The following is a 13,213-nucleotide window of genomic DNA, read 5'->3' on the forward strand; positions in this document are numbered from 1 at the left end:
AGTCATTCGCCTTACCTGGGTCCGATGTGTCACCGAACTGACTGGCCGCACATTGCCCGCCAAGTCTTAAGGCAGTCTGAAGACCGCTGCCCTCCTCCTTTTTTCCACCTTCAGACTCTCTTAAGTATTGCCTTCAATACTCTTCCTCAATTGAACCGTGGAGGCGTCTTCCCATGCCCGATTTTGAGTGGAACATCGCGCTCCCCCTGCGTTTCGGCCAATCCGAAACCGAACAGATGAGTTTGCACAGAGCGCTGCCGGACGAGCCCCGGCGCCCCCTCTTTGAAGACTTTATCCAGCAACGCTTTCGCAAGGCCCACGGTGCCGACATCCGTCATTTCATGCCCGAACTGTTCGGCATGAGCAACGCGGCGGGCGAACTGTGTGCGGTGGCCGGGATTCGTCTCGCGAGTCTTGGGCAGTTGTTTCTGGAGCGTTATCTGGACGAATCGATCGACCCGCTGATCAGCGCGGCCGCCGATCGCCCCGTGGACCGTGCCGGCATCGTCGAAGTCGGCAACCTGGCCGCCAGTGACACCGGCAGCGCACGGATGAGCATCATCGCCATCACCTACCTTCTGGCCATGGGTGGCCTGGAGTGGGTGGCGTTCACCGGCAATGTCGGCCTGGTCAACAGCTTTCATCGCCTGGGCTTGAAACCCGTGACGCTGTGCGCCGCCGATCCCGAGCGGCTGGGTGATGAGCGCCACCACTGGGGCAGTTATTACGAAAGCAAGCCCTGGGTACACGTGGGCAACATTCGCGCCGGCTTCATCCATTTGCACAACAGCGGGATGTTCAGTCGCCTGGGGTTGCCAACGTCCAATGAGGAGTCCAGCCATGTCGCCTGAAACCGAACGGTTCAAACAGACCCTGCGCAACCATGCCGAACGCACACCCAGCGCGATTGCGTTGTGGGGCGATCAGGTGAAGGTGGACTACGCCACGCTGTACGCCGAAGTGCTGACTCGCCAGCAGCGTCTGCGCGATGAACACGTCAGGGTGCTTGCGCTGGCCCTGGACAATGGCGTTGAAGCGATGCTCTGGGACCTGGCCGCGTTGTTCGAAGGCCTGACCTGCCTGACGTTGCCACCGTTTTTCAGCCCGGCCCAGCGCCGCCACTGCCTGGAACAGAGTCACGCCGAACGGGTGATTGCCGAGCCGCAGCTGGACGCCGAACTGCAGGAGGCCGGCTACGAGAAAGCCGACGGGTTCTGGTGCCGGACCTTCATGGACGCGAATCGCCTGCCCGAGGGGACCGCCAAACTGACCTTCACCTCCGGCACCACGGGTACGCCCAAAGGCGTGTGCCTGAGCGCGGAGAGTATTTTGACGGTCGCTCGCGAACTGGATCAGGCCAGCAAACCCACCGATCCGCAGCATCACCTGGCGCTGTTGCCCTTGGCGATCCTGCTGGAAAACCTCGGTTGTTATGCCGCGTTGTATGCCGGCGCGACCTTGAGCGTGCCCAGCCAGAAATCCCTCGGCATCCAAGGGGCCAGCGGAGTGGACGTGCCACAGCTGCTCGGTTGCCTGGCCGCCCGCGCCCCCGAGAGCCTGATCCTGGTGCCGCAGCTGTTACTAATGTTGGTCAGTGCCGCCGAGCAGAAAGCCTTCAACCCCGGCACGCTGCGTTTTGCCGCAGTGGGTGGCGCACGGGTGTCCGAGGAATTGCTGCACCGTGCTCGACGTATCGGCCTGCCGGTTTACGAAGGCTACGGACTGTCGGAGTGCGCCTCGGTGGTGTGCCTTAATCGGCCCGGCGCGCGCCGTCCCGGCAGCGTGGGCCAGCCCCTGCCCCATGTAGAGATTCGCTTGGCTCAGGACGGCGAAGTGCTGGTCAAGGGTTCGACCTTGCTGGGCTATCTGGGCGAAGCACCGCCCACCGATGATTGGTGGCCGACCGGTGATCTCGGCGAATTTGACCCCGAAGGTTTTCTCTACCTCAACGGGCGCAAGAAACATCAATTCGTCACCAGTTTCGGGCGCAACGTGAACCCGGAGTGGGTCGAGTCCGAATTGACCCAGCGCCGCCACATCGCCCAGGCCTTCGTCTACGGCGAAGCCCTGCCCTACAACCATGCGCTGCTCTGGCCCTCGCGTCCTGAATGCACCGACGACGAACTCGCCGCCACCGTCGCCCAGGCCAACGAAGCCTTGCCCGATTACGCCCAGGTCCACCACTGGACCCGACTGGATCAACCCTTCACCCCCGCCAATGGCCTGCTTACCGCCAATGGCCGACTGCGCCGTGACGCCATCGTCGAGCGTTACCGGGCGCAACTGTCTGAATCTGTCTTTTCCGAGGAATCCGCATCATGAGTTTTTTCGACAGGCTGCAAGAAGCCACGCAACAAGAACGCCATGCGCTGTTCAATCTGCCGATCATTATCGACGCCCTGGAGGGCAAGGTCAGCCTGGAAAGTTACCGCGCGTTTCTGGCGCAAGCCTATTACCACGTACGCCACACCGTGCCCTTGATGATGGCCTGCGGCGCGCGTCTGCCGTTGCGTCTGGAATGGCTGCGCAAAGCCGTTTGCGAATACATCGAGGATGAATACGGCCACGAACAATGGATCCTCAATGACATCGAGGCCTGCGGCGGCGACAAGGTTGCGGTGCGCGACGGTCATCCGAGCCTGCCCATCGAGTTGATGGTCAGTTTTCTCTACGACCTGATTGCCCGGGACAACCCGGTCGGCCTGTTCGGGATGGTCAACGTGCTGGAAGGCACCAGCATCGCCCTGGCCACTCACGCCGCCGGCAGTATTCGCGAGCGGCTGGACTTGCCGGAAAGTGCCTTCAGCTACCTCAGCTCCCATGGCTCCCTGGACATCGAGCACATGCAGACTTATCGCCGCCTGATGAACACCCTCGATGATCCGGCCGACCAGGCTGCGGTCATTCACGCGTCCAAGGTGGTGTACACGCTGTACACCGACATGTTCCGTGGCTTGCCACGCGACGGGGAGACATTGCATGCGCCTGTCTGAAGCTCGTGTGGTACTCACCGGTGCCAGCGGTGGCATCGGCCTGGCGATCGCAACCGCCCTGTGCGCCAGCGGTGCCCGAGTGCTGGCGGTCGCGCGGCAAGAGGCACCGTTGGCGCCGTTGCTGGCGCGCTATCCGCAGCAGCTGTGCTGGATCGGCGCGGACCTGACCGTCCTCACCGATCGGCGCAAGGTGTTGGCTGCTGCCCAAGCCATTGGCGGGATCAACCTGTTGATCAACGCCGCCGGAATCAATCACTTCGCCATGCTCGAACAACTCGAGGACAGCGAAATCCACGCAATGATGGCGGTCAACATCAGCGCGCCGATCTGCCTGACCAAACTCTTGCTGCCGCTGCTCAAGGAAGCCGAAAGCGCGATGGTGGTGAACGTCGGCTCAACCTACGGTTCCATCGGCTACCCCGGCTATGCCAGCTATTGCGCCACCAAGTTTGCCCTGCGCGGGTTTTCCGAAGCCTTGCGCCGGGAACTGGCGGACACCCGCGTCAACGTGTTGTATGTCGCCCCGCGCGCCACCCGCACCCGGATGAACAGCCCGGCGGCCCAAGCCTTGAATGATGCACTCAAAGCCAACGTCGATGACCCGCAAACGGTCGCGGCTGCTGTGATCCATGCCATCGCCGGTGATCACCGCGATTTGTACCTGGGCTGGCCGGAACGCTTTTTCGTGCGCCTGAACAGTCTGCTGCCCCATCTGGTGGACAAGGGCTTGCGCAAGCAATTGCCGCTGATCCGTCGTCTGAGCGAAAAACCTGACAACGAGCACTTGAAACCATGAAAAAAGTCATCGCTTGCCTGATACTCGGCGCCTTGAGCCAAAGTGCCTGGGCCCTCGACCCCGCCGACCAGCAACGCCTCAAAGGCATCCAGCAAAGCTGGGCGCACATTCAATACGAAGTGCCCGAAGCGCAACGCACTGCAGCGTTTGAACAACTGGCGGCCCAGGCGTCGGCGTTCACCCAGCAACGCCAATCGGTGGCAGAAGCCTGGATCTGGTCCGGCATCGTCAACAGCAGTTGGGCCGGTGCCCAAGGCGGCCTCGGCGCGCTGAGCAAGGTCAAGGCGGCAAAAGCCGATCTGGAAAAAGCCCTGACCCTGGACCCGAAAGCCCTGCAAGGCTCGGCTTATACAAGTCTGGGTGCGCTGTATGACCGCGTGCCGGGCTGGCCCATCGGTTTTGGTGATTCGGACAAGGCCGAACAGTTGCTCAAACAGGCCTTGCAACTCAACCCGGACGGCATCGATAGTCTGTACTTCTGGGGCGATCACCTCTACCGTCAAAAGCGCTACAACGAAGCCAAAAGCGCGCTGCAGAAAGCGTTGCAGGCAGCGCCAAGACCCGGACGGGAAACCGCCGACGCGGGGCGACGCAAAGAGATTGAAGCGTTGCTGGTGGACGTGAACAAGAAACTCGACTGACAGGAGTTCGTGTGCGCTTATTACTGATCGAGGACGACGTTGCCCTCGGCGAGGGCATCCATCAGGCCTTGGGCCGCGAGGGTTACACCGTCGATTGGCTACAGGATGGTGCCAGCGCCTTGCACGCGCTATTGAGCGAAACGTTTGACCTGGCCGTGCTCGACCTCGGTCTGCCGCGCATGGACGGGCTTGAGGTATTACGGCGCTTGCGTGACAGCGGTTCCAACCTGCCGGTGCTGATCCTCACCGCGCGCGACGCGACCGAAGACCGCATTGCCGGGCTGGATGCCGGGGCCGACGATTACCTGATCAAGCCCTTTGACCTGGCAGAACTCAAGGCGCGCTTGCGGGCCTTGCTGCGCCGCAGTGTCGGGCGCGCGCAAATGCTGATCGAGCACGCCGGCATCAGCCTGAACCCTGGCACCCAGCAAGTCAGTTATCACGGCGAACCGGTAGCACTGACGCCCAAGGAATATCAGCTGTTGCACGAATTGCTCTCGCCGCCAGGCCGGGTCATGACCCGCGATCACCTGATGCAGTTGTTGTATGGCTGGAGCGAGGAAGCCGAAAGCAACACCCTGGAAGTGCATATCCACCACTTGCGCAAAAAATTCTCCACCGACCTGATCCGCACCATTCGCGGTGTCGGTTATCTGGTGGAGGAGCGTCGATGACGTCGATTCGACGCCGCAGCCTCACGCTCATCATTGGCCTGATGCTGGTCGGCGTCGCGGTGATCAGCCTGTTCAATCTGCACGACAGCAATCATGAAATCGCCGAAGTCTATGATGCCCAACTGGCTCAAAACGCCCGGCTGTTGCAAGGCGTGATGCGCATGCCCTTGGCCAACAAGGAACACGCCGACCTGTATCAGGCCTTCAATAAAGCCTTGGGCGAAGCAGACCCCAGGGTCGACGGCCATCCTTATGAAACCAAACTGGCGTTTCAGGTCTGGAATCGTCACGGCGAAGTGCTGGTACACACGGCCAGCGCGCCCTCTTTCAGCACACCGCCAGCAACACCCGGTTTCAGTGATGTGGTCGACCTGAACAATCGCCATTGGCGCGCGTTCCTGCTGGATGACAAACAGAACGAGCTGAAAATCTGGGTAGGAGAACGGGACGACGTGCGCGCGGACCTGGTGGATCGGATCATGCGCCATACCTTGTGGCCCAATGTGCTGGGCAGCTTGATTCTGGCGGTGCTGATCTGGATCGCTATCGGCTGGGGCCTCAAGCCGCTGGAAAACATGGCGGCGACGTTGCGGGCACGGCACAGCGGCTCGCTGGAACCGTTGCAACTGACCCCGCTGCCCAGTGAACTGGAGCCGATGCAAGCAGCGCTCAATCGCATGCTGGCGCAGATTCAGGAAGTGCTGGCCCGCGAACACCGCTTCATCGCCGATGCCGCCCACGAAATGCGCACGCCTTTGGCGGTGCTGCGGGTCCATGCGCAAAATCTGCTGGAGGCTGGCACCGAAGAAGAGCGCCGTGACTCGCTGGAGTTTCTGATCGCCGGCGTCGACCGCACCAGCCGCCTGGTCAATCAATTGCTGACCATGGCTCGCCTGGAACCCAAAGCCATGGCGCCGCTGCAGCACGGCATCGACCTGGCCGAAATTGTGCGCGGCAGCCTGGCTCAGCTTACGCCCTGGATACTGAGTAAAAATCTTGAGCTGGCCTTCGACGTCCAGGACCGCCCCTTCAAAGTGGTGGCCGACGCTGCCGCCATCGACATCGCACTGAACAACCTGATCAGCAACGCGGTAAATTTTTCCCCTGATAAAGGCGTGATCACCGTGCAGTTAGGTCAGGCCGATGGCTTCTATTTGCTGAGTGTCGAGGATCAGGGCCCTGGCATTGATGAAGCGGACCGCGAGCGGTTGTTCGAACGGTTTTACAGTCGCGGCAATGTCCAGGGTGCGGGACTGGGGCTGACCATCGTCAACACCATCGCGACCCGGCTGGGCGGACACATCACGCTGGTCAACCGACCGGAAGGCGGGTTACGTGCGACGCTGGCTATTCCGGATAGCTCGCCACGCACGTCTTTACCGCACATGACACGGGAGTTGCCTCCCACCGTTTAAGTAAAGTCCCGCGAGTATGAGATTACGCAACCGATCGGCTTTGTACTCAATTAGGTGAATAGAGCCCACTCTAATCTGAGTTTGCGGCTGGAACCGCTCTCAACGAGCCTTAGTGCCGACCCGATGCGATGTGGAGCCGGCAGCTGCTCGCAATGACCGAGTCAAATCGGACTTCTGTGTCATTTGCTCAGGTACTCGTCAAGCTTTACAGCGCTGGTTTGTCACTGCGGGCCTTGAGATTGGCTTTGAGCTGTTCGCTCATCGGCATATTCAGATTCATTCCTTTTGGAGGAATCGGTGATTGAAACCACTTGGTGTACAGCCTCGCGAATTCGCCCGACTCCATGAGGCGGGTGATGGTGCCATCGACCAATTGCTTGAATTCAGGATCATCTTTGCGAAGCATGCAGCCGTAGGGTTCGACTTGCAGCGCATCACCCACGACTTCGTACGAATCGGGATTTTTGGAGTTCGCCATGAGGCCAAACAGCAGGATATCGTCCATGGCAAACGCCACGGCACGATCATTTTCAACCAGCGCCAAGGAGTCGTCATAGTCTTTGCCCAAGACGACCTGTATGTCTAGATTGTTGTCGGCACTGTATTGGCGGAGAACCTTCTCGTTCGTGCTGCCGACGGTGCTGGCGACCGTCTTCTTTGCGAGATCGGCGTAGTTCTTTATGCCGGAGGTCTTCTTGGTCAATAGACGCGTGCCGGTGTAGAAATGACTAATTGCAAAAGCCACGTCCTTGCCACGCGCAGCGTTGTTGGTGGTGGATCCGCACTCCAGATCGTATGTGCCATTAACCAGCAACGGAATGCGGGTTTGCGAAGACACAGGAATGTAAGCCACTTCCAAGTTCGGCCTCTTGAGCTTCCTGCGCACATCATCAACGATGGCATCAGTTAAATCGACTGAGAAACCCACCGCTTCGGTAGGACCGATCAAGTAGCTGAAAGGTATCGATGCCTCCCGGTAAGACACGGTGATTTTATTACTGTCGGCAATTTTTTCGAGTGTCTGCGAGTTGGCGGGAGATGCAAGGGCAGACAAGCCTGCGGCGAGGATTGTCGTTGCTACGAAATATGAGGTTTTCATCGGACACCCTTTAAAGTATGAAAAAGGCAAAAACATCTCAAAAACACACTGAAAACCGTAAAGGACGTAAGCACCCATTTCCGCCGTGTCTACGAAACGTTATTGCAAACACTACGCCCAGGTACGGTAGATACGTTGAGCCAGATCAGAAAACCGAGTCATGTGCAAAGTCGCGCGAACTCCATCGCGACGTTCAGGCGCAGAACAGGTAGTTTTTATTTTATTAATACCGCTCGGATTGCCGGCGCGTCAGCTTCAGACGTCACGCTGCCGATTGGAGTATTGGGGTTGGAAACGAGGGAAGATGTTTCGCTGACACTTAGGCGCATTTGAAGCCTGGGGCTTAACGTATCGATCGATATGGCGCGCCGGGCGAAAAGCCGCGTAGCGCCGGGTTAGGCCAGACCTTGAATGTCTGCTCCCCAAGCTGGCCACTTCAGCTTTGGTCGAAAGAGGTTGTTAGTGGATGGCTGCTTTCGGCCCAGAGTGTGTAAAAACGCTTCGCCAAAATTGAAGTGCGTGCGTCTACGTTAAATCTGAAATTTATCGGCACGTCAGCAGATGTGGATTTCGCGTAGAAACGCGATTTCCAGTCCGGTTTTGAGTATCTGTCGCACTCAAAAACGTTTTTACACAGCCTCGACCAGAAGCAGACACTCAAAAAGCTGAACGATCAGGTTCTCATGTCATGAAATCATCCAGCTGTCGTACCATCGGCACATCGACAGAACGGAGGTTGATATGGGAAATGGTCAGGACAAACGAGTCGTTGTCATTGGTGCAGGCATCGTTGGCGCGTCATTGGCATATCACTTGGCAGGTAAAGGCGCGAATGTCACTTTGGTAGAAGCTGAAGATATAGCTTCGGGAGTGACTGGCAGCTCATTCGCTTGGCTCAATGCCTCACACCCCGAACCTGACCCAATTGCGCAACTGCGCGGTTCTGCCATCAAGGAGTACCGCCGACTCGAAACGCAGCTGCCAGGTCTGGAGATAAGATGGACAGGTGCCTTGTCTTACAGCGTGATGGCGATTGGAGCGCTGCCGATCTCAGGTCACCAAGCTTCGGCAAACCTGGTGTCTCGATCGCAGATTCTCGACCTGGAACCAAATCTCAAGAACCCTCCCCAGTCTGCTCTGTATGCGGCTGAAGAAGGAGCGCTGGACGCAGTGGCAGCTACGCATGCGTTGATCGCAGGTGCCCAGGCGTATGGGGCGAAGATTCTCACTCAGACGCGAGTGCTCGGTTTTGTAACCCAGAGTGCAACGGTGACCGGAGTCGAAACAACAATAGGCATCCTCGATGCCGATATTGTCGTACTGGCAGCCGGGACAGGCATCACGAAACTGACAGACATGCTTGGAGTGTCCCTGCCAATAGAGGCCTCGCCTGCCATTTTCATTCGTTACAAGTCACAACCCAACCTCGTGCACACCCTCATCTCCAGCCCTGAAATGGAAGTGAGGCAAAGTTCGGATGATGCGTTGCTGGCGGCAGAAGATTACCTGGACGACGCCATGGAAAATCAACCGGCAGCGATAGCGCTTCGAACTGCCAAGACAATCCAGAACGAACTCCATGGTGTTGTTTCCATAGATCCGGAACGGGCTTGTGTCGGACTCAGGCCCATGCCTGCCGATGGCATCCCCATCATCGGTTATCTACCCAAAGTGGGTGGCGTCTACGTTTGTGCAATGCACCCTGGAATTACTTTGGCTGCGACAGTGGGACGTCTGGCCAGCGAGGAGATCATCGATGACAAGGCGTCCAGTGCCCTTTGTCCATGCCGGCCCGATCGATTTTTGCAAGCGTAGGGGGGATCCTCTTGTGAGGCAGAAATCGACCCAAAGGAGACGCCCAGCAGCGTCTCTGGGGTTTGAACCGGTTGACTGATCAGTAGGGTGTGTCACCGATAATAGCCGCGCGCTCCATCTTGCGATGGCAAGGCGGATAGTCCATCACGGCATAGTGTTGGGTGCAGCGGTTATCCCAAATCGCCACGCTGTTTTTCTTCCAACGCCAGCGCACCTGATACTCAGGATTGTAGGCCTGGCTGATCAGGTACTTGAGCAGGTCGACGCCGGCCTGGTTGTAATCCTGGCCGAAACGGACACGGCCATCGCGGTGGTAATTGACGAAGTGTGTGGCGTAGGCATTGACGAACAGCACCTTCTCGCCGGTTTCCGGGTGGGTGCGCACGACCGGATGCTCAGAATCCGGGTACTGCGCCTTCATCGCCAGGCGCTTTTCCCTGGGCATGGCGGCGGCGAAGGAGGCGTTGAAGCTATGGCTGGCGATCAGGTTGCCAATTTCCTGTTTCACGTCCGCCGGCAGCTTGTCATAGGCCAGCACCATGTTGGCCCACATGGTGTCGCCGCCGACCGGAGGGCATTCGATGCAACGCAGCACCGCGCCCATCGGCGGCGATTCACGCCAGGTGGCATCGCAGTGCCAGGCATTTTCATAGCGGTCCGCCGGGTTCTCGGGGGTCTTGTAGATTTGCACGAGGCCGGGCGCTTCGGGATGGCTGGGCAGCATCGGGTGGGTTTCGAGCTGCCCCATGCGCAGGGAAAAAGCCTCGTGATCGCGACGGGAAAGTTTGTCCAGATCCTGGTCACGCAGGAACAGCACCTTGTGTTTGAGCAGTGCGGCGTAAATTTCGTTGAACATGTCGTCATCGCGCACTGCGTCGCCCAGGTTCACATCGAGCAGTTCCGCGCCGATGGCGCAGGTCAGTTGTTCGACTCGCATTGCGTCTCCATTTAATTGGTCTATGGCCGGGCCGTGGGCGTGACAGGTGAAAGTCATGCCTTGAGTGACGGCGGCGCTTGTTATTGTTGATCCAGTTTTTTGGCTGCGGCGGTGTGGGACAGGTGAATCCGCGGGAGGCTGCGGCAGGAGCCGACAGCGATGCCGCGCGCCTATCCTAATTGGCAGGCACGGGCAATCCTGTGCATTTCAGGACATTTTATTAGCGTATTGGGACAAGGTCGTCCGCTCGCAGGCGCGCTCCCTTGGGACCGCCCGTTCCACTTACTCAGGTGAGTGACCCGGGTGTCACCTGGCTCTCTCGGTAGGCTGTGACCCAACTCGATGGCGTCTGGCCAAACTGGCCACGGAACCAGCGGGAAAAGTCACCGGCAGAGGAAAAACCAAGCAGCTCGGCGACCTCATATAACCGGCGCTTGCTGTTGGCCAGGTACTCTTCGGCGAGATCGGCACGCACGGCATTGATGATGGTGGTGACGCTTTGCCCTTCCTCCGCGAGGTGCCGGTTCAGCGTGCGTCGATGCACGCCGAGATGCTGGGCAACGCCATCGACGGAACACAGCCCGCCCGGCAACAACATCTTGACCACCTGGCGCACCTGCTGCGCCGGCTCGTCGCGCAGGTTGGCCAACAGCAGGTCCAGGGATCGCTTCACTTCGCGATGCAGCGTCGGGTCTGCCGCGGGAATGGCCGCGTCGAGATCGCGGGCGCGGCAAACGATGGCATTGAACTCCTGGGAAAACTCGATCGCCGTGCCCAGCACGCGGTGATGGACTTCCAGGCTGGTGGGTCGCTCGTGGGTAAAGCTGACCCTGACTGGCCGGAAAGTCTGGCCGCTGAGATTGTTCAAGGTGCGCACGATAATCCCCGTCGCCTGTTCGATCGCCTGGCGCCAGACGCCATGATGACCCTGCATGTTCACACCCATATGCAACAGGACCAGGTCCCCGACATCTTCAAGCCGCAGCTCCACGCCGGCGTTATGCAACCGGGCGTAACGCGCGCAGGACAGCAAGGCTGCGCGCAGTGTCGGCTCTTCGCGAATGAGCAGCGCGAGCATGCCGAAGTTGGACAGTTGCCTCGATTGCGCCAGCAACAGCCCGAACGCCTCATGGCCAGACAGGCGCGCCGACTCTTCCAGCAGCCAGCCGACCGAATCGCTGCTGATCATGATGTTCGGATCGGCCAGGGTACTGGCTGGCAGCTTGGCTAGACGCAGCATGCGAAACGGGTCCAGCCCTACGGAGCGGGCCACTTGCTCATAGTGGGTCAGGCTGGCACTGCGGGTCAGGGTGTACATGCTGGGCTGTCCCAATTTCACAAGAGTGTGTCCTGCGAAGCTTAGTGCAGGACGCCCCGCCAGAGCTACCTTCAGGTCACTGAAAATAGTGGAGGCAGCGCCGTATTGGCCATCCGCTGGATAACAACAATAAAACCCATGAGGAGGCTACATGGCCTTTCACCCAATCGCCGACGATGATGACGCTGGTTGCGTCAACGTTGCGCGTAGATATGCCTGGATTGTCTTTGCACTGACCTTCGGCATGTTGATTTCCGATTACATGTCGCGCCAGGTGCTCAATGCGGTGTTCCCGCTGCTCAAGAGCGAGTGGGCACTGAGTGACGGCCAGCTCGGCCTGCTCAGTGGCATTGTCGCCCTGATGGTCGGCCTGCTGACGTTCCCGCTGTCGCTGATGGCCGACCGCTTCGGCCGGGTCAAGAGCCTGGCGCTGATGGCGATGCTGTGGAGCGTGGCCACTTTGGGCTGCGCCTTGGCGCAGGACTACCCGCAGATGTTCATCGCCCGGTTCATGGTCGGCGTCGGCGAAGCCGCCTACGGCAGCGTGGGCATAGCGGTGGTGATTTCGGTATTCCCAAAACACATGCGAGCCACCCTGGCCAGCGCGTTCATGGCCGGCGGCTTGTTCGGCGCTGTGCTGGGCATGGCCCTGGGCGGCGCGATCGCCGCCAAGCTGGGCTGGCGCTGGTCATTTGCCGGCATGGCGTTGTTCGGCCTGTGCCTGGCGGTGCTGTACCCGATCATCGTCAAGGAAGCACGCATTGCGCCGCAACGTGCGGCGCAGGCCCTGAACCAGGGGACGCAGGACCTGCGCCCGTTGCGCACCCTGTGGTCCAGCCGTTCGGTAGTAGCGACCTATGTCGGCAGTGGTTTGCAGTTGTTTGTCGGCGGCACGGTGATGGTGTGGATTCCCAGCTACCTGAACCGCTACTACGACATGCCGACGGACAAGGCAGGCGGGCTGGCTGCCCTCATTGTGCTGTGCAGCGGTGTGGGGATGATTCTGTGCGGCATGCTTAGCGACCGGCTGTGTCGCAACTTACCGGAGCGCAAAGTCAGCCTGGCCATTGCCTTCTGCCTGGGCAGTTGCCTGCTCTTGTCGGCGGCGTTCGCGCTGCAGGCGGGGCCCGTGCAATTGCTGTTGATCTGCCTGGGCATGCTGATTGCCACCGGGACCACCGGCCCTAGCGGGGCGATGGTCGCCAACCTGACCCATTACTCGGTGCACGGCACCGCATTTGCCACGCTGACCCTGGCCAATAATCTGCTGGGCCTGGCCCCGGGGCCATTCATTACCGGCCGGGTTTCCGACCTGATCGGCCTGCATGCCGCGTTTCAACTGGTGCCACTGGTCAGCCTCGCGGCCGCGGCGGTGTTCTTTTACGCCAAGTGTCACTACCACAAAGATATTGCCCGTTTAACGGGTGACAGCGTCGCAGCACCTGTCAGTGGCGGCGCGTTAGAGGTGAAGTTGTGAGTCGATTTTCAAGTGTTGATGTGTTTTTCGATCGCCCCTGGGACCTGA

The 13,213-nt window shown here is 59.5% G+C and carries 12 protein-coding genes; 9 read left to right on the top strand and 3 right to left on the bottom strand.

Annotated features, from left to right (window positions below; all coding sequences use genetic code 11):
- Positions 1–173: 173 nt before the first annotated feature.
- From AB4N43_RS04695 to AB4N43_RS04725, 7 genes are read left to right on the top strand one after another with little or no spacing between them, the layout of a single operon-like run.
- Positions 174–851 carry a thermostable hemolysin gene (locus AB4N43_RS04695; protein ID WP_027925353.1) on the top strand — a complete coding sequence of 226 codons (678 nt, stop codon included), beginning with the start codon at positions 174–176 and terminating at the stop codon, positions 849–851.
- On the top strand, positions 841–2,322 hold the full coding sequence (locus AB4N43_RS04700) for an AMP-binding protein (RefSeq protein WP_027925352.1): 1,482 nt from the start codon (positions 841–843) through the stop codon (positions 2,320–2,322). The genes AB4N43_RS04695 and AB4N43_RS04700 overlap by 11 nt, the downstream gene beginning before the upstream one ends.
- On the top strand, positions 2,319–2,993 hold the full coding sequence (locus AB4N43_RS04705) for a TenA family transcriptional regulator (RefSeq protein WP_027925351.1): 675 nt from the start codon (positions 2,319–2,321) through the stop codon (positions 2,991–2,993). Before AB4N43_RS04700 ends, AB4N43_RS04705 begins: the two co-directional genes overlap by 4 nt.
- Complete coding sequence (locus tag AB4N43_RS04710; protein ID WP_059181038.1) at positions 2,980–3,789, top strand: SDR family oxidoreductase; 810 nt, start codon at positions 2,980–2,982, stop codon at positions 3,787–3,789. Before AB4N43_RS04705 ends, AB4N43_RS04710 begins: the two co-directional genes overlap by 14 nt.
- Positions 3,786–4,430: a tetratricopeptide repeat protein gene (locus AB4N43_RS04715; protein WP_027925349.1), complete on the top strand. Its 645-nt coding sequence runs from the start codon at positions 3,786–3,788 to the stop codon at positions 4,428–4,430. Before AB4N43_RS04710 ends, AB4N43_RS04715 begins: the two co-directional genes overlap by 4 nt.
- A gap of 11 nt (positions 4,431–4,441) precedes the next feature.
- Positions 4,442–5,104: a response regulator gene (locus tag AB4N43_RS04720; protein ID WP_027925348.1), complete on the top strand. Its 663-nt coding sequence runs from the start codon at positions 4,442–4,444 to the stop codon at positions 5,102–5,104.
- The gene (locus AB4N43_RS04725) at positions 5,101–6,519 is read left to right on the top strand and encodes an ATP-binding protein (protein WP_027925347.1); all 1,419 of its coding nucleotides are present in this window, start codon (positions 5,101–5,103) and stop codon (positions 6,517–6,519) included. Before AB4N43_RS04720 ends, AB4N43_RS04725 begins: the two co-directional genes overlap by 4 nt.
- A gap of 205 nt (positions 6,520–6,724) precedes the next feature.
- Here the strand turns inward: AB4N43_RS04725 and AB4N43_RS04730 are convergent, their stop codons facing one another.
- Positions 6,725–7,696 (bottom strand): transporter substrate-binding domain-containing protein, encoded by a 972-nt coding sequence (locus AB4N43_RS04730; protein ID WP_256218463.1) that lies wholly within the window; start codon positions 7,694–7,696, stop codon positions 6,725–6,727.
- Positions 7,697–8,359: 663 nt separating this feature from the next.
- Here AB4N43_RS04730 and AB4N43_RS04735 point away from each other — a divergent pair.
- The gene (locus AB4N43_RS04735; RefSeq protein ID WP_027925343.1) at positions 8,360–9,433 is read left to right on the top strand and encodes an NAD(P)/FAD-dependent oxidoreductase; all 1,074 of its coding nucleotides are present in this window, start codon (positions 8,360–8,362) and stop codon (positions 9,431–9,433) included.
- A 79-nt stretch (positions 9,434–9,512) separates the two neighbouring features.
- Here AB4N43_RS04735 and AB4N43_RS04740 read toward each other — a convergent pair whose 3' ends face one another.
- Positions 9,513–10,370, bottom strand: a complete 858-nt coding sequence (locus tag AB4N43_RS04740) for a TauD/TfdA dioxygenase family protein (protein WP_027925342.1) — start codon at positions 10,368–10,370, stop codon at positions 9,513–9,515.
- A 286-nt stretch (positions 10,371–10,656) separates the two neighbouring features.
- Positions 10,657–11,688 carry an AraC family transcriptional regulator gene (locus AB4N43_RS04745; RefSeq protein ID WP_194940119.1) on the bottom strand — a complete coding sequence of 344 codons (1,032 nt, stop codon included), beginning with the start codon at positions 11,686–11,688 and terminating at the stop codon, positions 10,657–10,659.
- Between the two features lie 151 nt (positions 11,689–11,839).
- Here AB4N43_RS04745 and AB4N43_RS04750 point away from each other — a divergent pair, with 151 nt between their 5' ends.
- Positions 11,840–13,165: an MFS transporter gene (locus tag AB4N43_RS04750; RefSeq protein ID WP_027925340.1), complete on the top strand. Its 1,326-nt coding sequence runs from the start codon at positions 11,840–11,842 to the stop codon at positions 13,163–13,165.
- Positions 13,166–13,213: the final 48 nt, after the last annotated feature.

Source organism: Pseudomonas sp. S2_B07 (genome assembly GCF_054668435.1).